A 26,508-nucleotide genomic window follows, 5' to 3' on the forward strand; every position below is an offset into this window, starting at 1 on the left:
TTAAAACGCAACCAATGAAAGATGAATCAGTTCTAATTCCTGCTGTTGAAGCTAAAAAGTTACGTTGGTTATTACTTACGGCTACCATCTTCTTTGCCATTGGTATTGTGACACCGATGATGACCGTTACTAAGTTTTTTGTCTTTGAAAATTCCTTTTCGGTGCTTTTCGGCGCGCTTGAGTTGCTGCTTGGCGGTCATTTCGTTTTGTTTCTGGTTGTCGCTGGGTTTAGTATTCTACTGCCACTACTCAAGATTTACGTACTTTATAATCTCTTATTACCCCGTAACAGATCATCACGAAAGACAAAACAATTCTTAAACCTTATGCATGAGTATGGTCGATGGGCCATGCTTGATGTCATGGTGGTTGCGGTCTTGATTGTTTCCGTCAAATTGGGAGCGATAGCCAGCATTCAAATTCATTTTGGCTTATTTGTCTTTGGTGCTAGTGTGTTGTTAATTATGCTTATCACCAACAAAATTGTTCATTTCACCAAAATTGAAAGCGAGTTAGTGTAAACGGAAGAGCAATCGTACTCTGCTAAGTCCGACATATGCTGACATTCTCATTTCAATAATTAAGCGTTGCCGCAAGAGGGCAGTGATCACTCAATTGATATCTCTGGTCTTCTAGTGAATACAGAATTTGAGAGATCGATTTTGCGCTTATATCTGAGCTGGCAATCATGTGATCGACCAGATAGCGATGACGTTTCGTCTTACCACTCGGAACACATTCGGATTCTAGCTTACTTGATAACAGGTTAGGTGATGGCTTGGTATCCGCAGAGATTTCTCTCCACATCCAATCCCCACGATAGGTGAGATCGTGATTAAAATCACCAAGGATTAAGAAAGACTGATTTTTCGCATTCCTCTGGTCAATCCATTCATGTAACTGCTTGCTTTGTTGTTTGAGGGTCACACAACTTTCTTCTTTTGATAGGTATTTTCCAATACACCCAGCTTTTAAATGCACTGAGAGCAGATGTATCGGAGACGAATTTTGGGGTTCAAGTACAACGTAGCTTGCGAATCTCAGTTTTCTGTTGGGAGAGAGAACAATATCTTTTGGATCACTGTAAGTGAGCGATTTGTTGATGGCGACACCAGTATATTGATTGATATCGCGATATTGGAGAGATTGATTTGATGACTTTGCTCGGTCAGACATGATGATATTAAAGTTTTTCCCGAGAACTTTGTTTAATACTCCTAAATCGTTTACTTCTTGAAAGGCAATAACATTCGGCTTGCGTTTTTCAATAATGGTTCGGTATGCATTTAAATCGGCTTGAGAACGTTTCGATTCTTTAACCTGGGTTGCCTGTGTTGAACTAAGCCATTCAAAATTCCAACTCATTATATTTAGCGACTGCGCGTTAACGTTAAATGCTGTGCTAAGTAAAGCGAATAATACAAGAGGGTTTTGTATCGACAATGGCAGACTCCTTTGGTTGATTGTAGAACTTAAATTTTGCTAAAACCGGTTGATCTTGTGCAAAGCCTTATGCAGAAAGCCTGACGAAAATACTTCGCTATCTCTCACAAAAATAGAGTTTCATTATAAATTTTCACTAAATGAGACCTGTGATAAAAGATCGTAGCTATCTTATCCAAGAGCTAAATTTTCTTGATCTAAATCAATACATGTCTAGGTGATTAGAGTTTAATACACCACAACATATAGTGTCAGACAGTAAATATAAATCCCTATATAGTGTATCTGCCGATGCAACAAAAAAATCAAGGGAAGGAGAATATAATGAAACCAGTAGTGATTAAGCGTGATGGATCAAGCGCTGTATTTAACCGAGATCGTATCCAAGCTGCTGTCGAAGCGGCTGCAGACCACGGAAACAAAGAGATTGCCATTTACGCACTCAATGTAGCGTTGGCTGTCGAACTACAACTCGAAGGCAAACAGCAGGTTCACATCGCTGACATCCAAACTCTGGTTGAAAACGAATTGATGCAAGGACCGTACAAAACATTAGCGCGTTCTTACATCGAATATCGTCATGATAGAGATGTTTCCCGTGAGAAGCAAAGTGCATTGACGAGAGAAATTGAGGGGTTGATCGAAGAAAGCAACGCTGACCTACTCAATGAAAATGCGAACAAAGACGGTAAAGTGATTCCAACTCAGCGTGACTTACTTGCTGGTATCGTGGCAAAACATTACGCGAAAACTCGCATCTTACCGCGAGATATTGTGCAAGCGCACGAAGAAGGTGAGCTGCATTATCATGATTTAGATTACGCGCCATTCTTCCCAATGTTTAACTGCATGCTGATTGACCTAAAAGGTATGCTTACCCACGGTTTCAAAATGGGCAATGCTGAGATTGATACGCCTAAATCTATTGCTACCGCGACAGCGGTTACCGCACAAATTATTGCTCAAGTTGCGAGCCACATATACGGTGGTACGACGATTAACCGTATCGACGAAATTCTCGCGCCTTATGTTACTGCAAGCTACGAGAAGAACCTCGAAATCGCGATGGAGTGGGACATTCATAACCCAGAAAAGTTTGCGACAGAGCGAACTGAGAAAGAGTGTTATGACGCATTTCAGTCGTTAGAGTATGAAGTTAATACATTGCATACCGCGAATGGTCAAACACCGTTTGTTACCTTTGGTTTTGGTTTGGGAACAAGTTGGCAGTCTCGTTTAATTCAAGAGTCGATTTTGAAGAATCGTATTGCCGGTCTTGGCAAGAATCACAAAACACCGGTATTCCCGAAATTGGTTTTTGCAATCAAAGATGGGTTAAATCACAAGAAGTCAGATCAAAACTACGATATCAAGCAATTGGCGCTGGAATGTGCTTCTAAACGTATGTATCCCGACATCTTGAACTACGACCGAGTAGTCGAAGTAACTGGCTCGTTTAAGACGCCAATGGGGTGCCGTAGCTTCCTAAATCCTTATGAAGAAAATGGCGAGTTAGTTCATGATGGACGTAATAATTTAGGGGTTGTCAGTTTAAATTTACCTCGCGTGGCGATTCAAGCTAAAGGCGATATCAAAGCATTTTACGAACTGCTTGATCAGCGTTTACTAACCGCTCGTCGAGCACTAGAAACTCGTATTAGTCGCTTAGAAAAAGTCAAAGCGCGTGTCGCTCCTATTCTCTATATGGAAGGGGCATGTGGAATCCGTTTGAAAGCGGATGACTCGATTGCAGACCTATTTAAAAATGGTCGAGCGTCTATTTCACTCGGTTATATTGGGGTTCACGAAACCATTAATGCCTTGTTTGATAATGATAGCCACGTTTTTGATGATCAAATGCGTCGTGAAGAAGCGATCAAAGTGATTCAGTACTTAAAAAGAGCAACCGAGCAATGGGCAGAAGAGACTGGTTACGCATTTAGTCTTTACGGCACACCTAGTGAAAACCTATGTAACCGTTTCTGTAGTCTTGATGCAAAACAGTTTGGTGTTATTGAAGGTGTAACTGACAAGGGATACTACACCAACAGTTTCCACCTTGACGTTGAGAAAAAAGTAAACCCGTACGATAAGATTGATTTTGAAATGCCATATCCAAACTTATCAACCGGTGGCTTTATTTGCTACGGCGAATTTCCAAACATGCAACGCAATGTCGAAGCGTTAGAGAATGTGTGGGATTACAGTTACTCACGTGTCCCTTACTATGGAACTAACACACCAATAGATGAGTGCTACGAGTGTGGTTTCACTGGCGAATTTTCCTGTTCGAGCAAAGGCTTTGTTTGCCCTAAGTGTGGAAACCATGACTCTACGAAAGTATCGGTGACTCGCCGAGTGTGTGGCTATTTGGGCAGTCCTGATGCGAGACCTTTTAACTTCGGCAAACAAGAAGAAGTGCAGCGTCGAGTGAAGCATTTGTAAGGACAAGGTATGAACTACCATAACTATTATCCTATCGACGTGGTGAACGGGCCTGGAACTCGTGCAACGCTTTTTGTTTCTGGCTGCGAACATGCATGTCGTGGGTGTTATAACCAGAGTACGTGGTCATTGCGCTCAGGGCACTCGTTTGATTCAGCAATGGAAGATCGAATCATTGCTGACTTGAACGATAAGCGTATTTACCGACGAGGGTTGTCGCTATCCGGCGGCGATCCAATGCATCCAGAAAATGTTGCAGATGTTTTGAATTTGGTCAAGCGTGTAAAGCAAGAATGCCCCGATAAGGATATTTGGCTGTGGACAGGGTACTTACTCGGCGAATTATCTGAGCACCAACGTCAACTTGTGCCTTACCTAGATGTTGTGATTGATGGGAAGTTTGAGCAAGATTTGGCTGACCCATCATTAGAGTGGCGAGGCAGCAGTAATCAGGTTGTTCACTATCTAACGCAGTCATCTCAGTAGTGAAATTAAGCTTATTCTTAAGCTACTAATCACTTATTAGCAACAATTAAAAACGGCTCATACTTTGATATGAGCCGTTTTCTATTTTAGATTGTCAATTTTGCACAATACGTATTGATAATTTGGTTTAGTGGTTACGGAAGAAAGCGAGGAGTCGTTTCTGTTTCTCTGCCTCTTCAGACAACACTTGGCTGAACTTAGTGCTTTCACCGATACCGATTACATTTTCGTTGACCATCTCAACGGTGGCAGAAATGTTGCTTGAAATATCTTCTGTTACACTCGATTGCTCATTTGAAGCTGTTGCGACAAGTGTATTGATGTCAGAGATAGAGTTAACTGACTCAGATATCCCACTAAAAGCTTGTTGCAGTTGTTGGGCGACAGTCTGTGATTCATCAATTAATTTTGAGTTTGATTTCATATAATCATCGGCTTTACCCGCTTGGTCTTGAAGCTTGGTAATGATCTCTTGAATATCGACGGTTGATTGCTGAGTTTTCGCGGCTAACGAACGGACTTCATCTGCCACGACTGCGAATCCTCGTCCATGTTCACCTGCACGAGCGGCTTCAATAGCGGCATTGAGCGCGAGTAAGTTTGTTTGTTCTGAGATGCTGTTGATAACATCGATCACCGCTCCGATTTCAGTCGAGTATGACTTGAGTTGGTCGACAATTTCAGCCGATTCACGCACCGAATCGCCAATTTTTTGTGAAATCGTATCTGAATCGCCAAGCGAGCAGTTACCGCCATCAACGTTTTTCATTGCTTCGGTCGCTGATTCGTGAGCTTGAGTGGCATTTTGACTCATTTCTAGGGCTGTACTAGACATTTCATTTACGGCCGCGGCTACCTGTTCAACCTGACAAAGCATTTGTTGTGAATTGGAATCAGCCTGTGTCATCGTCGACGCTAACGTTTCAGAGGAAGAGGAAACGTTGTCGGCAACCGACGTGAGTTGACCTACCATTGTCGAGAGCTTTTCAGCAGTTTTGTTATAGCCTTCTGCAAGCATTCCTAATTCATTGTTTCCTTGGTCGGGAACTCTTACCGTGAGGTTTCCTTCCGACATCGTGGTCATTGCATTTTGCACTGTATTAATCGATGTCACTAAGTTTCTTGCGATGACAAGAGCGATGAAAATGACACCAACAGATACCGCAATCATTAATCCAACCATCATCATGACGGATTGGTCATAGATGATATCACCGTATTGACTGGCTTCTTCAGCTCCGGCTTCGTTAATGTCTGATAGTTTTAAAAGTGTATTGGAATAATTATTGTAGGCAGTTAATGACGCGCCCAAAAATAACGTTTTTGCTTCATCATTTTTATTTTGCTCAGATAACCTCAGGAGGTTGCCTTGTATAGTTAGGTAATCTTGATATTGACGCTTAAATTGCGACAGTAACTCGCGTTCTTCGCTGCTCGACACCAGTTTGCTGTAGGTATTAACTGAATCATTGACGTCGTTTTTAACACTATTGATCGAGGTTGTTGCACTGCGTATTTGAGAAGAGTCAGTAGAAATAATATGCACGGCTTCTTGGTTACGAAGATCAGCTGTTTGTGTATTAATCCGTTCTACAAGTTGAACGGAAGGTAACCAATTTGTTGAAATCACCGTTGATTGGTGGTTGATAATTTGCATTTCGTAAATGGATAAAAGCACTAAGCCAATTAATGCAATAATTGGGATGCAAAACCCACCCAATAATAGCTTACTGATCTTGATGTTTTTCATGCTGATGTTCTCTTTAAAATGGGCAAATAAGAAATAAAATGAGTAGAATTTTAGTATGATGTGAAAGTAGTTACCTAACACCATCCTGTATATACTAGTTGCTACTTTTGAGTTTTGTCGGAAATGTGACAAATTTTTTCTACGTGTTTTTGTGTTTGTTTAGGACGACAGTGTCACATCTAAGATTCTGTTATTATTTAACTATATTTCAATGAATGATTGACGATGAAAACCATTTACCAGATCAATGAATCAGATTATGTATTCGCTTATATGCTTTCTCGACGCCTGAGTAGATCGAGCTGGTTTATTCGCGGGTTCGTTGTATGCGTGTTTATCGCGGCGTATGTATGGCTTCCATTGGCTTTAAAACCCGTCATTGTGAGTATCGTGGTCGTGGGGTTTGGGATCTTGGTTGTTGCTAGGTTAGGTTCGCCATATATTGCTCGGCGCTATTACCGACGACATAAAGCGGTACGAGAGCCTTATAGTATTGAGTTATTTCCGGAGTCTGTCGTGATTGCATCGACACGAGGTCGTTCACGCCTTCGGTGGAATACCATTCACAGTTGGCGTGAGGATCAACATAATGTGATTATTTTTCTTTCAGCGAAACAGTTCTATATTGTGCCGAAGCAAATAGCTGAAACGGGATTCAACATTGATGAATTACTGCTGCGGTTACGCCAATTTTGATCATTAGCGAGTTTTTAGATGTTGTTGCAGTTCATCACCTGTGAAATCAAGCAGGGGATTGAGACTAATTATGTTTCGGGAGAAGTAGAACCTTGAGAAATCTTAAACTAAACTCCAATTAAGTCATCATAAATGAAAAGTAAAATCTCATTATTGTCTACTAGACCAAGGGAAAATGTAGATGTAGATGCCATTTATTAAAAATAGCCGTGTAGTACTACGTTTTATTTTTATACTTAAATGTATGCGAGTAAAACGAACTGAGAATATATACGATGAGAGCCATTGATATGACTATAGGTGAAGTAGCAAAGCTAGCTGGTGTTTCAAAAACAACAGTGAGCTGTGTTATCAATGGCCAAGCAGCCCAAAATCGCATCAGTAAAGAGACGCAAAAACGAATTATGACCATTGTTAAGCAATACAACTCTCAGCCAACTCGCCCTGACTCGGTACTATCTGACGATGAAAGCCGTTGTTTTGGTTTGATTATTACGGATATTGAAAATACGAGTAACGCTCGATTTATCAAACGATTCGAAAAGCTGGCTCGTGAAGCAGGATTTACGGTATTGGTCTCAAGTACTGAAGATGATCCGGAAATAGAAAAGTCGATTGCACAAGCACTCGTTACTCGTCGGGTCGATGCACTAATTGTTGAAACGTCTCTTGGTGATGGGACGGGCTTTTACAAAGCGATTCAAGACACCGGAACGCCTGTTATTGCGATAGACCGTTCGTTAGATGATGAATTTTTTTCGTGTGTTATTAGTGAAGATTTTGGCGCTGCATTTGATTTGTCTGCCTCTATCATTTCTCCAAGTATCACGTCAATTGGGTTGATTGGAGCACTGCCTGAATTAAGCGTATCACGCGAGCGACAACTAGGCTTTGAATTTGCGGTGAAAAAGAAGGGGATCCGCTCTGTTGTCGCACATGGCCAATCGTTTAGTCGTGAAGAAGGCGCACGCTTGTTTTCAGAATGGGTTGAGCAAGGGTGTGTGCCTGATTCTATTGTGTGTACATCACATAGCCTTCTTGAAGGCGTATTAGATGTGCTAAATCAGCACGATGAACTGCTGAGTATGGTTCGTTTGGCAACTTTTGGAGATAGTAACTTGCTAGACTTTTTGCCATTTCGGATCAACTCTGTACCTCAGCAATATGACTTGTTTGCGAAAAGCGCTCTAGCGTTTGCTTTAGATGCTGCAGATCATAATTACCAATCCGGTGTTGAACTCATCCCACGTATCTTGAAAGTGCGTAAGAAATAAGATTTATCTCCCATTTCATCCTGTGTTAACGGCTGTTGATTGCTGTATGATTAAGTCATTCGTGGCTAACACATTCTAATTCATGAAATTTATCCATACCTCTGATTGGCATCTAGGGCGAAGCTTTCACAATCGCTCTCTTATCGATGATCAAGCTTATATATTGCGTCAATTGACTCGTTATCTCGGTGAGCATTCTGATATCGATGCACTACTGATTGCCGGCGATATTTATGACCGCTCAGTGCCACCAACTGTCGCAATTGAATTGTTAGAACAGGTTATTGATCAAGTCTGTCAAAAGCTTAACGTGCCGATTATCCTAATTCCAGGAAACCATGATAGTGCCGTGCGTCTGGGGTTTGCTGCTTCTCATATGAGTGGCTCAGGGCTGCATATCTTATCCGACATCAAATCGATCACAACACCGGTAATTTTAGAAGACAATAAAGGTCAACAGGTGGCATTTTACGGTATTCCATACGTGGATCCAGAATTCATTCGTAACGACTTTTCAGTACAAATAAAAACCCATGATGAGATGTATCAGTTTTTGATTGGGGAAATTACCCGTGACATTAATTCGAATATTCCTAATGTGCTTCTTGCCCATTGTTTTGTGGATGGTGCCGATGAATCTGATTCAGAGCGCCCTTTATCGTTAGGTGGATTAGATAAAGTTCGTCCGAGTCAATTTGAAGCTTTTGATTACGTCGCCCTCGGTCATTTACATCAACCTCAAAAGAGAATTAAAGAATCGATTCGTTATTCGGGTTCGTTGTTGAAATACAGTTTTTCAGAGCATCAGCAGAATAAGTCAATGACGATTGTTGAGCTGAATGAAGATGGAGAGTTTTCCACGACTCCGTTGAAATTTAGTCCGATGCGTGATGTTCGGGTTATTGAAGGTGAGCTTTCCGCTATTATCGAAAGTGCGAGCAGAGATGCTCATTCAGAGGATTATCTATTAGTACGCCTGCTAGACAAACATGCGATGCTCGATCCTATGGAGAAACTGCGAACAGTGTATCACAACGTACTCCATATCGAAAAACCGGGCTTAATGCGAGAAGGTTCAGATATGCCAAGTTCAAGTCAGCTAAAACGTGGTGAGCTCGATATGTTTGGTGATTTCTTCCAAGAAATTCAAGGTGAAGCGCTCACCGATTCGCAATTGGAAGTGATCAAACAGACTTTGGGTGAGATTAATCAAGGTGAAGGTGAATAATGCGTCCACTAACGTTAACTCTATCTGCGTTTGGCCCTTTTCCTCATCAGGAAAATATTGACTTTGGTAAGCTTGGTCATACGCCCTTTTTCTTGATTAATGGCCCGACGGGGAGTGGCAAAAGTACCATTTTAGATGCTATCTGTTATGCCTTGTATGGTTCAACCACCGGTAATGAGCGCACTGGTGACCAAATGCGCAGCGATCTCGCCAGTGAAGGCACTGAAACTCAAGTGTGTTTCGAGTTTGAATTGGGGGAGCGGCGATTTAGAATTGAACGTAAGCCAGAGCAGTGGCTCCCAAAACAGCGTGGGACGGGGTTAACTCGACATGTGCACCGAGCATGTCTAGAGCAGTGGGTGTCAGAAGATTGGGAAACTGTCGCGGTTAAACCGAATCCTGTGAACACCAAAATCAACGAACTGATTGGCTTGAGCGCCGATCAATTTCGCCAAGTCATGGTGATTCCTCAAGGTAAGTTTCGTGATTTATTATTGGCCAGTTCTAAAGATCGAGAACAGATCTTCGGGCAATTATTTAGCACCAATGTTTACAGTCGTTTAGAGAGTGCATTGGCAGAACAAGCGAGTGGAATTAGAAAGGAAAAAGACGCATTTGATCAGCAACTGAAAGGTATTTTAGATTTAGTTAGCGTGGAGAACGAACCGGAATTGGTGAGCAAGATGGATGAGCTTGCTCCTGAGCTTTCACATGTTAAACAAGAATGTGATGTGTTAGCGAAAGCGCTGGATGATGCAAAACGTAGTCATCAGAAACAAGAACATCTTGTTTCACGTTTTGCTTTGAGAGATCAATTATCTCAACAGATAAGTCTAAATATGCAGAAGCGCACTGAGATTGAAGGCCAAAGAGTGGTGCGAGACCGAGCGTTAGAAGCACAAAAAATTGCTCACTTACATCTTGCTCAAGTTGAAAGTGATAAAAAAGTAACGACCTTGAGTTTGACGTTAGAGAAGTTACGCGCTCAAGAACAGACGTTAAATCAACATATAAAAACCGCAACCATTGAGCTTGATAAAGCGACTAAGGCTTTGGAAGCGAAACCGAAATTGCAACAAAATATATTCGAGATTGAGCAGCAACAAGATCGACTTTCTGAGATTCAAAAGCTACAAAAAAGTATCGAGCAATCAAATGGAAAGCTTAGTGCGACCGGGCTTAGTATTACTAAGAAACAGGAAGAATTAGTCCGTTATCAAACTAAACTTGATCAACTTGAACGCGATAGTAAAGTCGCCAGTGATAGTAAGCAGCAAATTGCGCTGTTGCGTTTAGAACTTGAAAAGCTGTCATCGGTTAAAAAGATGCTTTCTCAACGCAGAGATTTAACCCAACAAGACGCTAAACTCAATAGTCAGTTAACAGGTTGGTTGAACACATTAGAAAAACAGCAACTGCAAGAGCGCAGTGCAAGAGCCGAAGCATTAAAACTGGAAGGCCAGTGGTTGCTGAATCAAGCCGCTAATATTGCCCAGACCTTAGGTGAAAATAGCCCGTGTCCAGTATGTGGTTCCCTTGAACATCCAATACCTGCGCAATTTTCAGGTGACACGGTCACTAAAGAGCAAGTTGATAAGGCCCGCCAACACGCAACTCAGTCGGAGCTAAAACTCAAGGAGATTGAGAATACTATCTCATCATTACGTCTAGAGCTTGAGCGCATTTCTCAACAAATAAAAGGACTTAATGTCGATGTTATGGCGCTTTGGTCTGGTTCAGAAACAGAACTCGAAAACCATTACACTGTCACAAATAATGAGCTCAATGAGCTCACCAATCTCGATTTAGACATTATTAATCAACGTTTAGAAAAAGGGCGTGCTCTGGTTGAGCAAGGTAATGCAGAACTTGTGACACTTGATAAGCAACGAGAACAATGCACTCTTGAAGTCGCAAGTTATCAAGCACGATTAGATACGTTAATGTTGGTGGATATAAAAGCGGTGAGTCGAAACCAACTGGAGATTAAACTTAGCGAACTACGCACTCAGGTATTGTTAATCGATCAACATTTTGAGAAAGCGCAGAAAGATGTTACGGATTTAAATACGCAATTAACCGTTATCGAAACCAAACTGACGAGTGGCGAGAAAGAACTGCAGCAGTCGACGGCCCAACACCATATAAATTGTGAATCATGGGAAAGCGGGCTCACGGATAGCCCATTTAGTCATCTTCAGGAGTATCAGAACGCGTTTAGAGAAAAAGAAGACATAGACAGGTTAAGTATTGAAATTAAAACCTTTGATGAATTACAGGTCAAATTGTCGTCACAGCTTGAACAGATTAAAACGGAACTGGTCGATCAAGACCTCCCTAATCTAGATCTTAGCCAACTGAAGATAGAGCGTGCAAACGAGGAGCTCGTCAATCGTTCTGCGCAGTTAAGCAAAACTCAGTCCCGTTACGATGCACTACACAGCGCTCATTCGCGCTTAGAAGTACTTAAGAAGAGAAATCAGGTGCTAGAAGAAGAGTATAAGATTTTAGGGACGTTAAGTGATGTGGCCAATGGGAAAAACCATCTTCGAGTGAGTTTACATCGCTTTGTGCTAGGAGTACTGCTAGATGACGTTCTAATTCAAGCATCCATTCGTTTACAAGCCATGAGTTTTGGTCGCTATCATCTTGTGCGCAAAAATGAACGCAATAAAGGTAATGCAAGTTCAGGGCTCGATTTGTTAGTCGAAGATTCCTACACCAGTAAAACACGTGATGTCGCGACCTTGTCAGGAGGAGAGTCGTTTATCGCGGCATTGTCACTGGCATTAGCCCTTTCGGATGTTGTCCAAGCTCACAGTGGCGGAGTTCGTTTAGACACATTGTTTATTGATGAAGGTTTTGGCAGTTTAGATACAGAATCACTCGATCTTGCAATAGAGTCGCTTATCGAGCTGCAGAAAGGAGGACGTACGATAGGAATTATTTCTCACGTCAATGAATTGAAAGAACAGATGGAAAGCAGGATTGATATAGGAAGAAGTGAGCATGGCAGCAAAATTACGCTCATTTCCTCACAATAGTGAATGACATCATAAATCATATGAAATAATGATTTTGTGTAGGTCATTGCTATAATAGTGGCTTCTTTTATACATTTTGGTTCTGATAAACACAAAAAAGGTTATCGCACATATTTTATGGATTCGATTAAGCAAATTTATCATGATTCCGAGCCTAACCTTTCGCCGATTGGGTGGGGGGGATTTATATGTTTCCCTTTATTCTATTTTATCTGGGCCGAACTCTTTCCTCAGCCTTATGAGAATTTAGTTTTTCGCCTGTTCCTAGGCTTTATGATGCTTGCTATTGTGAAGCGTCGCTCTGTTCCTGTAAGGTTTCAGAAATATCTACCCTATTATTTCATCGTCATGACGACGATGTGCTTACCCTATTTCTTTTTCTATATGTTGGTGATGAATAATTGGTCCAACGTATGGGGTATGTCATGTATGTCGGCGATTTTACTCCATGTACTCATTGTTCCGCGGGCAAAAATTGTATTTTGTCAGGTAGTGGTTGCAGTTTTGGCGGCCTATCTCGCAGTATTTTGGGAGATTGGGTATGCACCGTTCACCGTGGTCGACTGGCCACAAGCCTGTATTTTTATTTTCGCATACGTTTTGGGTGAAGTATTTGTACACCGAAATCAAAGCACCTATGAGACTCAAGTCTCTATAGCTAAATCTTTTGGAGCCGGTATTGCTCACGAAATGCGAAATCCAATGAGCACGATTAAGACGTCTGTCGATGTTCTTAAAGCGCTAACACCGGTTCCAGATGAGTCAGATTCAACGCTAAATATTAGTAAGAAAGATCTTGTACAGATTCATGCGGTATTAAACGATGCAGACAATGTTCTTCATTCTGCGAGTGATGCGATTGATCTATTACTGGCTTCTATCGATAGCAATCGCATTAGTTCGACAAGCTTTAAACGTTGCAAGGCTTCAGAGGTTATTCGAGATGCAATTTTTAGCTTTCCATATAAAGAGAGTCGAGATAGAAACCGAGTTAATATTATTGTCCACGATGATTTTGAATATTTTGGAAGCCAAACGTTACTCAAGTACTCGATATATAACTTACTTAAGAATGCTTTTTACTATAACTATTCTGAAACGTTTTTTATTCAAATAGAGCTGATGCAATATGGTGCTAAGAACGTTATTCGAGTTCGTGATAATGGCGTTGGTGTTGAGAATGATATACTCGAGCATATTTTTGATGACTTTTATTCTTCTGGGAAACACGATGGTTTCGGATTAGGTTTACCATTCTGCCGTAAAGTAATGGAGTCTTTTGGTGGTACTATCACCTGCCAATCTGAGGTTGAGCAATGGACCGAATTCGAACTTAATTTTCCTTTATATGAGTCCAGTAAGGTTAGGGATACCAAATCGAATGTTCTGAAAACCAAGCATGTCTTATATATTGGAGAAAGAGATGAGATAAGTGGTAACCTGGCATCATGGGCGAACTCCCAAGGTTTTAATTATAGCCGGATGCACCTTCATCGAGCCTGCCACTCTAAAAGTACCTACTTTGACTTGGTCATCGTTGATATTGAAAAAGCGTACTTTCAGCTAACTGATTTGCTTGCATTTGAAGATAATTTGCATTTTTCAAAGTCTAAAATTTGTTATTTACATGATAAGAACAGTAATTCAGTACATACACTGCCTAACAATTTAGGCGCGCTTTTAGTGACATCACAGCGTTGGAAAGAAGAAGGCAATGACTTACTGGATGAATTAATATTCAATAATCATCAGCCTGAACGTCAAAAGTACCAACTCTCTATTAAGCCTTATAATCGTAGGGTCCTGATAGTTGATGATAATCGCTCTTTACGAATGATTACGTCGATTCTTTTAGAAAGAGAAGGCTATATCGTTGAACAAGCTCAAAATGGCCGAGAAGCGTTAGAATTGATCCGGGCGCATCAATATGACGTGGTATTACTTGATATAGAAATGCCTCAGCTTAATGGATTAGAGCTGACTTCGTTGGTTCGTTCCTCACATGAAGATTTTAATAATATCGTGATTATTGGTTACACCGGAGATAACAGTCCAGCGACGATTGAGCAGTTGCGTGAAGCTGGTATGAATGACTATCTTGTCAAACCCGCAGATAAACAGGTTCTGCTAACTCAATTAGAGAAGTGGTGCTCTAAATGATATCCACTCATCCCGACATATTTAAACCTTTCAATTATGCACATTGTTTAATCGTGACTACTATTATAACTGGTATCTTGTTTGTAAACTTATCGCCATTATATTACTAGAGTGAGACTTTGTGATTGCACAGTTAATTTGTTTGGTTCTTGTTGCTGTTGGGTTACTCCTGATTGTTTCTAGTATCCGGCCGATTTATCGTATTTCTAAACTAGAAAAACTTTCTGGTTGGTTGATACTGACCTTTCTTTTGGTTTTCTTCGTATTTGGTTATGGTTTTTTCTTTTTTGACTTGTTCGTGAGTGAAACAGTAGATAGTACGCGTCAGGTTATTTCTATGATTATGTTTGGAGGTTCAGTTTTTGTCGCTCTGGTGTCTAAACTTTCTTTTCAAACGATTTTAAAAGCGAATACGTTTGCTGAAAATCAATCCCATTATGCACTCCATGATAATTTAACGGGCCTAGCGAACCGTAAATACCTCTTCGATACATTAGAGCTAAAAATATCAGAGCAAACATCGTTTGTATTACTATTTATCGACCTAAACAACTTTAAACATATTAATGATGGTCTCGGCCACCAATTTGGCGACAAGTTTTTAAAAGTGGTGTCCAATCGGTTAGCGACCAGCCTTTTAGATATGAGTAAAATATACCGAATTGGCGGCGATGAATTTGCGTTAGTTATTGAGGAAAGTGAAACTCTTGGCGTCAGTCGGGTCATCGATAAAATGCATCGCAGTATTGAAGACCCCGTCATGGTCGACAATTATCCTATGAAAATCTCTATTAGTGTTGGTGCTACGCGATACCCATTAGATGGAAATGACGTTGAGACGTTGTTCAAACAAGCCGATCTCGCAATGTACGAGTCGAAACACAAACAAAACTATTTAGAATATTACCGTTCTGAAATGGGCGAGGCCTCATACGAGCGACTTAATCTGCTTATTCAATTGTCAGAGGCCATTCGCAATAGTGAATTTGAGGTTTATTATCAGCCGATTGTCGATGCGACTAGTGGCATCATAGTAAGCTATGAAGCCTTAATTCGCTGGCCTCAACATGATGGTAAGTTTATTCCACCAGATAAATTTATTCCACTGGCAGAGAAGAGCGCCCTTATTTGTTCGATTACTAAACGGGTAATTGAACAAGTATCGAAGGATATTTTAACTTTTCGACAGAGAGGGTTTGATGGCAGTGTGCACATTAACTTATCCGCTAAAGATCTACTGTCATCGGATCTATTATTGCAACTTGATCATTTAATCGAAGAGGGGAGCCTTAAATTTGGTGATGTCTCATTTGAAATCACTGAAAGTGCAATGAACGAAGATTTGGATAAAACCAAGCATGTGATGACAGCAATGAACCGCCGAGGTTTTACATTTAGCATCGATGATTTCGGTACAGGGTTTTCGTCTTTGGTATTACTGCGAGAGCTACCGATTGAACAAATCAAAATCGACAAGTCATTTATTTTGGGATATCACGATGACGAAACCAATCGTTCAATTATTAATTCAATTTTAAACTTAGCCCAAGATATTAACTGTAGTGTGGTTGCAGAAGGCGTCGAAACCATTGAAATACGACAAAAACTGCAAGACTTGGGATGCTGCTATTTACAGGGGTATTTGTTTTCTAAACCGCAACCGTTGTCAAATATTGATCTAACAGTTAAACAATATAAAAAACCACTCCACTGATTCTTTTCAAAATTAATGCCTCATTAACATCATCAGATAAATTATCTTTATGTAATAACTTAATCGTCTTTCACAAATTGTGTTAACGCGTACCATTGTTGTTTCATCAATAGATTAGCTGAATGTAGGGAACACAATGCACGATAAGATAGATCGAACTACGGTGATAACCACTATTATTGCGCTATTGGCGTTCGCGGGAAATTCGGTGTTATGCCGGATTGCGTTGGCAGAAGGGAATATTGATGCCGGAAGTTTCACCTTGTTACGAATTCTGTCGGGAGCATTTGTGCTGTTAGCGATAGTACTCGTAAAAAATAGATCTAGGACGAAACATCTGCGCCCGAATTGGGTTGCATCAGCTTTATTATTTATCTATGCATTAAGTTTTTCGTACGCCTATTTGTCGCTCGACACTGGTGCAGGAGCACTGATTTTATTTGGTGCGGTGCAATTAACGTTAATTGGAATCAGTTGGAAGTCTGGTCATCGATTGACACCTATAGAGTTAGGCGGTGTCGTGCTTTCATTTGTTGGGCTTGTGTATCTTGTGTTACCCACTCTTAGTACGCCATCTGCATTTGGTGCAAGTTTAATGACGTTATCGGGTATCGCATGGGGTGGTTATACACTCATTGGACGTAAGTCTACAGCGCCATTGAATGATACCGCACTCAACTTTGGAGCAGCCTCTATTTTGATCGTGTTGTGGATGCTGATTGATACTGGTGAGCGTCACTATAGTGTGAAAGGAGTCAGTTACGCGATTATGTCTGGAGCATTAGCTTCGGGAATTGGATACGCAATTTGGTACCATGCTCTTAAGGGGCTAACCACATTACGTGCGGGGGTTGTTCAATTATTAGTTCCAATCATAGCGTCTATTGGGGGCGTTTTATTCAGTAATGAAGCGCTAAGTTCAAGGCTAGTTATAGCGAGTGGTTTAGTGTTAGGTGGTTTACTCATTGTGATAGTGCAGCGTTCAACTTCCAAGTAAGATCATTGCCCACTATAGAAGCGGGCGATGATGTATGTAGCATGAGTTAGGTTCACACTACGCTTTGATTAAGATCGGATCAAAATCAATTCGTGAATAACTGCCTTCTACTTTCCCGGATAGTTCAAATCCTTGTTCAGGGAATGTGCCCGCTTCTTGAGGGATATAGGTCGTAACGAGATCTTCACGTACGCCAAATACAGTATCCTGATCTAAATACGGGTCATCATCTGGGAATACCTCAGTGACTAATGAACGAAACCCCTGTGCACTTACAATGTAATGCAAATGAGATGGTCTCCATGGGTGGCGACCAGTTGCATCCAATAGCTTGCCAACAGGACCATCACTCGGGACGGTGTAAGAAACCGGACGAACAGTAGTGAACGCGTATCGACCATTTTCATCGGTAGTAAACATGCCGTGAAAACTATTGATATCTTGTTCATCATCTTGAGATGAATACATCCCATTTGGAGCGGTTTGCCAAATGTCGACACTTGCACCAGCAATAGGATTTCCATCGGTATCTTTGACCGTACCTTCGACGAGAATGACTTCGCCTTCATAGTGGCGTTTAAAATCTGCGCCTTTGTCCATTGGTGGTGCACCAGTGACATGAAACGGACCAAGTACACTTGAACTCGTCGCTTTAGGGTCAGAATTAATCATATCCACCAGAGATGAAACACCTAATACATCAGAGAGAAGCACAAACTCATTTCGTTCTTCGGTCGTGATATCACCAGTCCACTTTAAAAGTTCAAGAGAATGTCGCCATTCGTCGTGCGTTAACTGTGTCTCTTTAACAAAACTATGTAAATGACGAGCGAGGCTAGACATTAGTTCTTTTGTACGTGGATCGGTGTCATCACCAAAATACCCAATGAACGTATCGGTAATATTCTCTGCGGTAACGGTTCTCATAATTTATCCCCTTAATTTAATATTCCTATGCTTAATACTGGGTATTTAATTAATACGATTAGTACCATTAGCATGATAAATGTGAATGGAAGAGCACCCATAAATACATCTTTGAGGCTGATCCGGTCGTCGTCTAAACTGGATTTAATAACAAAACAGCTAATACCCAGCGGTGGAGTAAGTAAGCCTATTTCAGCGCCAACTACGGTAATAATGCCAAACCAAACTAGGCTTAATCCCATAGGTTCAATGAGTGGCAAAAATAGAGGAACAACAATTAAAATAATTGATGCTGTATCGAGTAACGTGCCTAAAAAAAGCATCAAACATACATAGATAAACATTGTCATAAAAATGCTCATCTCATTTTGTTCTAATATTTCCGCAAGTTCATTTGGTAAGCCTGCGATGCCTAACATCCGGCTATAGATCGACGCTGCTGTGATTAAAAATAAAATAGACGCAGTAATGTGTCCGGTTTCTATTAACGCTTCCCAGAATATTTTTAGGGTCATTTTTCGTCGTGCAAAGGCAATCAAAAGCCCGCAAGCTGCACCCGCTGCTCCCGCTTCGACTGGCGTTAGCCAACCCGTATAAATTCCGCCTAAAACAATTGAGATCAAGCCAATAAGCGGCAGGGTCTTTTCGGCAATTTCACGAAATGACATCCACTCGGTGTCAATTTTTCTTGCTCCGCCAATGAAGCTACTGAAAAAATGACCCATAAACCAAATCGAAACAATATAAGCAAATGTCAGTATTAAGCCCGGTACAACACCGGCTAAGAACATATCACCCACGGATTGCTCAGCGACGAATGAATAGATAATGAGCATGGCCGACGGTGGAATGATCATGCCTAAAACAGAAGAGCCCGCAACCACACCAACCGCAAATCTTGGGTTGTAACCATATTTCAACATTTGCGGGACCGATACTTTTGCAAAAACCGAAGCCGATGCAATTGAAGAACCAGTCACTGCTGCGAAAATACCGTTGGCACCAACTGTTGCCATGCCTATTCCACCTTTCAAGTTTTTGAACCCCGAGTTCATCACTTGATAGATATCCGATCCCATACCCGCTTTTGAAACTACTAGGCCCATAAATGTAAATAATGGAACAGTTGCAAAAGTGTATTCCATCACACTGTCCGAAACGGCAACTTTTAGCAGGTTGATAGAAAGCTCTAGATTGTCTCGTAGTAGCCATATCGCGACGATCGACACGACACTTAATGCAACTGGAATGTAAAAACCAATGTAGACACTGACTATAATCGCAAGGACAGAGAGGTATCCAATCTCGATTGGGCTCATGATTTATCTCCTGGCGTTGATAAGGTTTTTGCTTGCTCACCCAAGATCACTTTGAAAGCAAAGATAAATGTGCAAAGTACGGCGCTCAGAAATATTGTGAGCTTGATTGGCCACCACGGCGCAACAAATATGCCTGGCACACCAAAATAGTCTTTGGTTTCAAACATTTCGATAAATTCCGGCCAGATAGCCACCGCGATCATAACCATTAAGCATGCGGAAATAGCATTAATTAACTTTCGAATAAAACTTATAAATTTGGGGAACCTTGGCTCCATAAGAACCAAAAATCCATCTGATCGAGTTAATCGATTAACACGAATCACATCAGGCAGTTGCAAAAATACGATAAGCACCATCGAAAATTGAACAACTTCTACTGCCCCCATAAAAGGCTTGTTAAATAAGCCTCTCGCTATCACGTCATAATCTACCGCTAACACAAGTAGCAACACGACGAGTGTTCCTACTGTGTTTGCGATCATTGCTATGCCGTCGGTTATGCGCGAGAAAGGCGTTATCACTTTAATCAATAAACTTGACATAACGAGACTCCAATTATTAATCCGTAGACTTAACAGAATGTTTAATTAAGTTCGGTTGCCCAATCACGGATAGGGGTAGCGCCTTGTGTCGTTAATTTGTTGATATATGCTTGAATGATTTCTGTTCCCGGCTCACCGGATTTTTCAAGGGTGTCGGCCAGTTCTTTCGCCAGGTTTGGCATTGATTCTGCCCATGCTCGCTGTGCTTCCGATGTCATTGTGATAATGGTTCCACCAGATGCGACATATGCCTCTCGACTTTCTTGAGCACGATCCATTGCGATATTTGCCAAGTGATCACGATACTCGATAGCGACTTCTTGAATCGCGGCTTTAACTTCATCAGGCAGTTTTTTCCAGAATCGTTCATTGGCCGTGACTGTTTTGGTATTGACTGCGCCAAAATTAGCCTGAGTCATGTAGGGCGCGACTTCCGCTATCTTGAATGTCTTCGCTGCTTCAGGCCAAAGCATTGCGTGATCAACTAAGCCAGTTGCTAGCATATTATAAAAGTCGGTTAATCCACCTCTAACTCCAGCAACATCTCCAATACCTTCGAGATAGCGTAAGTTTGTTCCTGCACCAGCAACCTTAGTACCTTTCAGTTGCGTCGCATCGGTTATTGGGTTCTTACTATAGAGTTGATAAGTATTTAGAACGACGCCCGTTGCAAGGTAGACTTGTTTTTGTTTAGCAAACTCTTTTTGCATTGTCGGATATTCTTTTGCAATTTCATCGACGGCTTTAGCAACAACGCGAGCATCATTGGACACAAAAGGGGTAACTGCAGCGAGTGATTGGCTAGGTAACTTAGAACTGTGAAAAATCGTTGTTACGATACCAATATCGCCTAAACCCAGTTTTACCCCTTCTAATACGCCTTTGGGTTTAACGATAGAGCCACCGTAGGACTCTTGCCATTTTATGGCGTAGTTGCCCGTTTCAGCGAGTTTCTTATCTACCTCAGGTATGAAAAAGTTTGAAAATTCATGAACCCACATTGATTTTGCTGGGTAGCCATCAATGACTGTGGCTTTGATGGTTTCCGTCGCGCTTGCTGGTAGAGACATCAAAATGGCCACCGCCATTCCCCATCCTTTTACGTGTAGTCTGTTAGAAGTTTTCATCGTTCATCGTCCTTTAAAATATATTTGTACTTAATGTTTCACTCTTGTGCTCTATATATTTCTTTGGCGTAAATTTTATAAATTGTTGTTTTTTTATTGTTCTTCTTGGTATTTCTTAAGTGCTTTATTGAAACTGTAAACGTGCTATTTAGAGAAATGTACACACTTCTTCAAATTCAAATCGAGGTAATTTTTGAAAGAGTGCCGTTTCATCGGCATAACCTAAATTACATAAGAAGTTGGATCGTAAACGAGTGCCCGCGAAGAAGGTTTCATCTACAATCTGATTTGAAAATCCAGACATGGGGCCTACATCTAATCCTAATGCTCGTGCTGCGATCATTAAGTAAGCACCTTGAAGCGTACCGTTTAGAAAAGCGGTTCTATCGCAGTACTCCGTTTTCCCTCGAAAAAGAGGCGTTCTATCTTCATGTGGAAAGAGAAACGGAAGCTTTTCCCAGAAATCTAGATCGTGAGCAATAATTACCGTCACGGGAGCCGCGCGCATTTTATCGATATTTTTTTCTTTTAGTGATGCTGCAAGTTTATCTTTACCTTCTTGCGAGGTAACAAAGAAGAACCTTGCTGGACTGCAGTTCATACTCGTCGCACCATTGGCAACTATTTGATAGAGCTCTTTGAGCAATGATTCAGGAATGGGTTTGTCTTGCCACGCATAATGTGAGCGAGCATCATTTAATATCACGTCAATAGAATCAGAATCTAGCCTTGGTTTTCGAATTCGCAACGCCCGAACACTTTCCTGAGCTCTTGCTCTCACTTGTTCTAGGTTGGTTTCAGATGATTTATAGTCACTCGAATCTGCCATTCCTTCTTCCTTTTTTGCTGTATTCACATACGGTGTGATTACCCATTTGATTGATATCTAGGTGTCAATTTAATGTCTAGAATTAACGGTTTTTACTTACTTGCTTTCACAAATATTTAACACTTGCACAATTTTTAACGATGTTTTAATGTGATGTCAATTAATATCGATATTTTTATTTTAGAATTGCGTCAAGGCAAAAAGGAGATAAAAATGATTTCGTGGCAAGACTACAAAACCGAAGCGAAAGAACGTGGTGCTCTGGCATTGGAAGTATTTGTTGTTGAGAGTAAACCCAATACCGATCTCGAAGTGATCAAGCACTATTTACCTTCCCATCTGGCATATCAAGCTGAACTCGAAGCATCAGGTTCACTTATGTTAGCGGGACCAATGTCCGACTCGACTGGTGAATCATTGGAAGGGGCTGGGTTGATTGTATATCGAGCATCGACCTTAGAAAAAGCGACGCAACTGGCTGAAGCCGATCCGATGCACAGTAGTGGCGCTAGAGTGTTCAAGATTAGGCGTTGGTTGATCAATGAAGGGAGTATGCAAATTGATATCAGATTATCGGCTCAAGTGGTCACCCTTAGCGGTGATGAATCAAATTAGCTCTAGTGAATATTGAGTTGCAATTCTGTATTAAGCTATAAAATATCTAAATTTAATTTATTTTTTAAATAATAACGATATTTTTTATAATTTATGGATATTATCAATATTAATGGGTATATTAACGTTAACAAATTGATAACAGAAAAAGGGGATCAGCATGAGAATTGTCTCATTTGAATGTGAAGGAAAAAGCCGTATCGGTATAAAAACCGATGATCAGGTCATAGATCTAAGTGTGGCAGCAGCTCATTTACCCACCGATCTATTAAGTTTGATTCAATCAGATATTGATATTGAACAGGAGCTCAGTTCGATTGTTGATAACTGCCCTCAAAATGCGAAAGTTTCAAGTGAAGGTTTACGTTTTACACCACTTGTATCAAACCCACCGAAAATTATTTGTATTGGACGAAACTATGCTGCCCATGCGGTAGAAGGTGGTGTAGAGCCGCCATCATACCCAGAGATTTTCTTTCGTGGAGGAGAATCATTAATTGGCCATGAAGCCCCAATTATTCGTCCTCGATGTTCTGATAAGTTAGATTATGAAGGCGAGATAGCCGCAGTCATTGGTAAAAAGGCTCGCCATATAAAAGCAGAGAATGGGTTAGAGTATATTGCAGGCTACGCATTGTTTAATGATGCAACCATTCGAGATTATCAGCGTAAGAGCTCGCAATGGACAATCGGCAAAAATTTTGATGGTACTGGGGCGTTTGGTCCAGAATTTGTTACTTCCAATGAACTCCCAGCTGGAATGGAAGGGGTTCAATTAGTCACTCGGCTTAATGGACAAGTGATGCAAAATGCCAATACATCAGATTTTATATTCCCAATGGCAAAATTGATTGAGATATTGAGTGAGTGTATGACCTTGATGCCAGGTGACGTCATTATTACAGGTACACCATCTGGTGTGGGTTATGTAAGAAAGCCACCGGTATTTATGAAGCCCGGTGATGTTGTTGAAGTTGAAGCTGAAGGGCTGGGTATTTTAAGAAACTCGATTGAAGGTGAATAACCATTAAGTTGCAATAAAGCCTTGATTATTTCAAGGCTTTATTACTGAGCTAAATTACCACATTAGATCGTCAGGTACGACGAAATCGGCATATGGATCATCTTCTGCAATGGTGTCGGGCTCTTGTACTTTCTGGTCAATAATATAGTCATTATCTCGTTGACCAATTTTGTTGGCAACGCTGCTTGGAATTACAGCGTAATTTTCACCGTCTCGAGCAATCGCTAGTATGCCCTTAATCAGTTGATTACGAATGAGTTCGTCGACGTAGAGGGACTTAACCAGTGTGCCGTCTGTAAAGTTGTATTTAATCTCGCCATCTTTGCGATCAACTTTATTCATCGAGATCAGTTGAACGATTTGAGCTTGAATTTCTCGCTTGATTCGTTGCTGGTTATTTTGATTATTCAGCTCTTTATCTCGTTCTAATTGTTGCTGTTTTTGTTCCTCTACTGCCGCTTTTACTTCACGAGCTTGGACTCGTGATTTTTTTGCGCCTTTTTTGGCTTTTTTTAGTTTTTTCTCATTCACTAAACCAGCTTTAAGCATTTGCTCTTGAAGGGTAAGTTTTGCCATGGTGTTCTCGATTTTACTATGATGATAAGTATTTTACGCAGTTACCAAGATAAATAAAGTGCTTTGCTCTCGAATGTAAATAGCTTGATAGAACGGAATACTGCTTGTGCATTCGATGTCTTTATTGAATGAGTTTATGTTCAAACTCAGTAATCGTAATGGGCTTACTGAACAAATACCCTTGAAACACCATCGCATCTATCGACATTAGAATATCCAACTGCTCTTGTTGTTCGATGCCTTCACAAACTACTCTAAGATTGAAGTTTTTCGCCAAATCGACAATCGACTTAACAAGTACTAGCGATGCAGGGTCTGTGTTTAAGTTGTCTACGAAGCTTTTATCTATTTTAATCTCATCGACAGGAAAGGTACGCAGGTGGCTCAATGAAGAAAATCCAGTACCAAAATCATCCAATGAGATCGACAAACCGTAGTCTTTTAGTTGAGTAACCTTATGATGGGCATCGTCGATAGCTTCAATTAATAGTGACTCGGTGATTTCTAAAGTTAATTGAGAGCGTTTAAATTCATATTTATCAATGATTTGAATGACTTCATTGACAAAGCTCTCTTGCCAAATCTGTTTTGCACTGATATTCACTGATAGAGTTAGGTGACGAGTATTATCAGACGCATGCCACTGCGAGAGTTGTTTACAAGCAAGTTCAAGTACGCGGTTGCCGATTGGAATGATTAAATTACTGTCTTCGGCAATATGAAGAAAAGCCCAAGGTAATAGAAGCCCACGAGTAGGGTGCTGCCATCGAACTAGTGCTTCTGCTCCTATTATTTTTTTAGCCGTGTTGTATTGGGGCTGTAGATGGATCGTAAAATCATCTCTCGTCAGTGATTCGATCATATCTTTTTGAAGCGTAGCGATATTAGTTAATTCTTGAATGATTCGATTGTTTATAAACTGTAAGCTATTTCCCGTCGTATTTTTGGCTTCAATCAGTGCGTATTTAACAAGGCTAAGTAGCTCTTCACAGGAATGGCTACTGTCATTAAATAAAATACCTCCGACACTGCATGTTATGCGGTAGTCGATATTCATATTGTTGTGGCTAATGATGTAGCTTTGACTTAGCTGCTCAAACAGTCGCGTAATCGTTGAATCGATCTTAGCCTGTGCCGCGGCTTCAGAAGTATCGATATCTTCAAATAAGATAATATATTCGTCACGTTCGTAGCGCGCGATCGTTGCCATATCCTCGATGGTGTTTTGGATACGGTTCGCGACTTCAACAAGAATGTTATCTCCTTCTTTGTTGCCATAGCAATCATTTAAAAGTTTGAATTTATCAATATCTAATTGCAGTACAGCGCTATAGGAATGAGCTGGGTTTTCAGCTTTGACGGCTTGGTTTAATTTTTTTAATATCTGACTTCGATTGATTAGCCCTGTTAAATGATCAAAATACGCCAGTTTTGTGATTTCGAGTTCCGTATTTTTTCGTCGTGTGATTTCGAGAGCGATTCCGACCATCAATGTTGGGTTTCCGTCAGCATCGACATCGGCTATTTTACCTCTATCCCACACCCATATAACCTCACCGTCAGGTCGCTGTATACGGTATTCTATGTCAAATACCTGGTTGTGATTAAGTGCTTGAACAATTGCTTGGTAAACTCGACCTTTGTCTTCGGGTAAGATGCAGTCTTCATATTCAGAAAAGATGGTTTGACTACCGGGGTCCGTACCACAGAGTTTATGCCAGTTATCATCACATACAGCAATATCGGTTTGTATGTGCCATTCCCATATACCTTCCTTAGATACCTCTAAGACATGTTCGAGCCGAGACTTGCTGAGGTGTGCGTCCTCTCTTTGAGAAATAAGTTCGGTGATATCTTGTTCTATAACGAGGGTTTTTTGTGTGTCAGATATATCGACATATGGGATTTGCAGAGATTGCATATGTCGCTTTTCACTGGTTCGAGGGTCGATATAGGTTATATGACATTCTTTTGTTGGATTAGAGAATGGGCTTGAGTCATCCTGGTCGCAGGTCAATGGTTTTTGTTGAATTTTTTGATTCAAACTATCTTCATTAAGACCAATGATTTCGTCGATTGAATGGCCATATTTCTGAGCTGAGATTGTGTTGCAGTGGATAATTGTATCAGATGAATCTTTAAAGTAGACGGAGCTAGGGACCTTGTTGAAAAGATAATTTGTGATTTGACGTTGTTTCCCTAGTTCAAATTTTACAATGTAAATGTGGAGACAAAAGAAACTAAGTAAAGTAACCCAAACTATAATTAAACAGGTAAATTTAGATAGATTAGAAGTTAGGGTAGGAAAA

At 40.8% G+C, this 26,508-nt stretch carries 21 protein-coding genes; 12 read left to right on the forward strand and 9 right to left on the reverse strand.

All coding sequences use genetic code 11. From position 1 onward, the window contains the following. Nucleotides 1-14: 14 nt before the first annotated feature. Complete coding sequence (locus ACWU4D_RS05340; RefSeq protein WP_456050359.1) at nt 15-521, forward strand: paraquat-inducible protein A; 507 nt, start codon at nt 15-17, stop codon at nt 519-521. A 52-nt stretch (nt 522-573) separates the two neighbouring features. On the opposite strand, the gene ACWU4D_RS05345 is transcribed toward ACWU4D_RS05340, so the two are convergent. Then, nucleotides 574-1,443 (reverse strand): endonuclease/exonuclease/phosphatase family protein, encoded by an 870-nt coding sequence (locus ACWU4D_RS05345; RefSeq protein WP_456050360.1) that lies wholly within the window; start codon nt 1,441-1,443, stop codon nt 574-576. Nucleotides 1,444-1,767: 324 nt separating this feature from the next. On the opposite strand from ACWU4D_RS05345, the gene nrdD reads away from it, so the two are divergent. Both nrdD and nrdG read left to right on the forward strand, forming a co-directional pair. Further along, nucleotides 1,768-3,888 (forward strand): anaerobic ribonucleoside-triphosphate reductase, encoded by a 2,121-nt coding sequence (gene nrdD / locus ACWU4D_RS05350; protein ID WP_456050361.1) that lies wholly within the window; start codon nt 1,768-1,770, stop codon nt 3,886-3,888. A 9-nt stretch (nt 3,889-3,897) separates the two neighbouring features. Further along, complete coding sequence (nrdG, locus tag ACWU4D_RS05355) at nt 3,898-4,374, forward strand: anaerobic ribonucleoside-triphosphate reductase-activating protein (protein WP_456050363.1); 477 nt, start codon at nt 3,898-3,900, stop codon at nt 4,372-4,374. A 127-nt stretch (nt 4,375-4,501) separates the two neighbouring features. Here the strand turns inward: nrdG and ACWU4D_RS05360 are convergent, their stop codons facing one another. Further along, nucleotides 4,502-6,124, reverse strand: coding sequence for a methyl-accepting chemotaxis protein (locus ACWU4D_RS05360; RefSeq protein ID WP_456050364.1), 1,623 nt, complete (start codon nt 6,122-6,124; stop codon nt 4,502-4,504). Between the two features lie 225 nt (nt 6,125-6,349). Between ACWU4D_RS05360 and ACWU4D_RS05365 the strand changes: the two genes are divergently transcribed. From ACWU4D_RS05365 to ACWU4D_RS05395, 7 genes are all read left to right on the forward strand, one after another. Continuing rightward, nucleotides 6,350-6,820, forward strand: a complete 471-nt coding sequence (locus ACWU4D_RS05365) for a YcxB family protein (protein WP_456050365.1) — start codon at nt 6,350-6,352, stop codon at nt 6,818-6,820. A 290-nt stretch (nt 6,821-7,110) separates the two neighbouring features. After that, a complete protein-coding gene (gene cra / locus ACWU4D_RS05370; protein WP_456050366.1) occupies nt 7,111-8,094 on the forward strand; it encodes a catabolite repressor/activator in 984 nt (327 codons plus the stop codon). 82 nt (nt 8,095-8,176) lie between these two features. Continuing rightward, entirely contained in the window at nt 8,177-9,322 is a 1,146-nt protein-coding gene (locus ACWU4D_RS05375) for an exonuclease SbcCD subunit D (RefSeq protein ID WP_456050367.1), read from the forward strand. Continuing rightward, complete coding sequence (locus ACWU4D_RS05380; RefSeq protein WP_456050368.1) at nt 9,322-12,366, forward strand: AAA family ATPase; 3,045 nt, start codon at nt 9,322-9,324, stop codon at nt 12,364-12,366. The genes ACWU4D_RS05375 and ACWU4D_RS05380 overlap by 1 nt, the downstream gene beginning before the upstream one ends. A gap of 117 nt (nt 12,367-12,483) precedes the next feature. Then, the gene (locus ACWU4D_RS05385; RefSeq protein WP_456050369.1) at nt 12,484-14,526 is read left to right on the forward strand and encodes a hybrid sensor histidine kinase/response regulator; all 2,043 of its coding nucleotides are present in this window, start codon (nt 12,484-12,486) and stop codon (nt 14,524-14,526) included. A gap of 121 nt (nt 14,527-14,647) precedes the next feature. Continuing rightward, complete coding sequence (locus ACWU4D_RS05390; protein ID WP_456050370.1) at nt 14,648-16,240, forward strand: putative bifunctional diguanylate cyclase/phosphodiesterase; 1,593 nt, start codon at nt 14,648-14,650, stop codon at nt 16,238-16,240. Nucleotides 16,241-16,376: 136 nt separating this feature from the next. After that, on the forward strand, nt 16,377-17,237 hold the full coding sequence (locus ACWU4D_RS05395) for a DMT family transporter (RefSeq protein ID WP_456050371.1): 861 nt from the start codon (nt 16,377-16,379) through the stop codon (nt 17,235-17,237). A 57-nt stretch (nt 17,238-17,294) separates the two neighbouring features. On the opposite strand, the gene ACWU4D_RS05400 is transcribed toward ACWU4D_RS05395, so the two are convergent. The 5 genes from ACWU4D_RS05400 to ACWU4D_RS05420 all read right to left on the reverse strand — a co-directional run bounded on the left by ACWU4D_RS05400 (nt 17,295) and on the right by ACWU4D_RS05420 (nt 21,984). After that, the gene (locus ACWU4D_RS05400) at nt 17,295-18,164 is read right to left on the reverse strand and encodes a dioxygenase family protein (protein ID WP_456050372.1); all 870 of its coding nucleotides are present in this window, start codon (nt 18,162-18,164) and stop codon (nt 17,295-17,297) included. An 11-nt stretch (nt 18,165-18,175) separates the two neighbouring features. Continuing rightward, nucleotides 18,176-19,483: a TRAP transporter large permease gene (locus ACWU4D_RS05405; protein ID WP_456050373.1), complete on the reverse strand. Its 1,308-nt coding sequence runs from the start codon at nt 19,481-19,483 to the stop codon at nt 18,176-18,178. After that, entirely contained in the window at nt 19,480-20,028 is a 549-nt protein-coding gene (locus tag ACWU4D_RS05410) for a TRAP transporter small permease subunit (RefSeq protein ID WP_456050374.1), read from the reverse strand. Before ACWU4D_RS05410 ends, ACWU4D_RS05405 begins: the two co-directional genes overlap by 4 nt. 41 nt (nt 20,029-20,069) lie before the next feature. Beyond that, the gene (locus ACWU4D_RS05415; protein ID WP_456050375.1) at nt 20,070-21,155 is read right to left on the reverse strand and encodes a C4-dicarboxylate TRAP transporter substrate-binding protein; all 1,086 of its coding nucleotides are present in this window, start codon (nt 21,153-21,155) and stop codon (nt 20,070-20,072) included. Nucleotides 21,156-21,303: 148 nt separating this feature from the next. After that, entirely contained in the window at nt 21,304-21,984 is a 681-nt protein-coding gene (locus ACWU4D_RS05420; protein WP_456050376.1) for a malonic semialdehyde reductase, read from the reverse strand. A gap of 213 nt (nt 21,985-22,197) precedes the next feature. Here ACWU4D_RS05420 and ACWU4D_RS05425 point away from each other — a divergent pair, with 213 nt between their 5' ends. Then, nucleotides 22,198-22,599, forward strand: coding sequence for a YciI family protein (locus tag ACWU4D_RS05425; RefSeq protein ID WP_456050377.1), 402 nt, complete (start codon nt 22,198-22,200; stop codon nt 22,597-22,599). Nucleotides 22,600-22,759: 160 nt separating this feature from the next. Then, a complete protein-coding gene (locus ACWU4D_RS05430) occupies nt 22,760-23,623 on the forward strand; it encodes a fumarylacetoacetate hydrolase family protein (RefSeq protein ID WP_456050378.1) in 864 nt (287 codons plus the stop codon). Nucleotides 23,624-23,677: 54 nt separating this feature from the next. Here ACWU4D_RS05430 and ACWU4D_RS05435 read toward each other — a convergent pair whose 3' ends face one another. Next, nucleotides 23,678-24,199, reverse strand: coding sequence for a DUF2058 domain-containing protein (locus ACWU4D_RS05435; RefSeq protein WP_456050379.1), 522 nt, complete (start codon nt 24,197-24,199; stop codon nt 23,678-23,680). A 121-nt stretch (nt 24,200-24,320) separates the two neighbouring features. Beyond that, nucleotides 24,321-26,243 carry a putative bifunctional diguanylate cyclase/phosphodiesterase gene (locus ACWU4D_RS05440; RefSeq protein WP_456050380.1) on the reverse strand — a complete coding sequence of 641 codons (1,923 nt, stop codon included), beginning with the start codon at nt 26,241-26,243 and terminating at the stop codon, nt 24,321-24,323. Between the last annotated feature and the right edge of the window lie 265 nt (nt 26,244-26,508).

The sequence above is a fragment of the Vibrio phycocola genome (assembly GCF_053850235.1).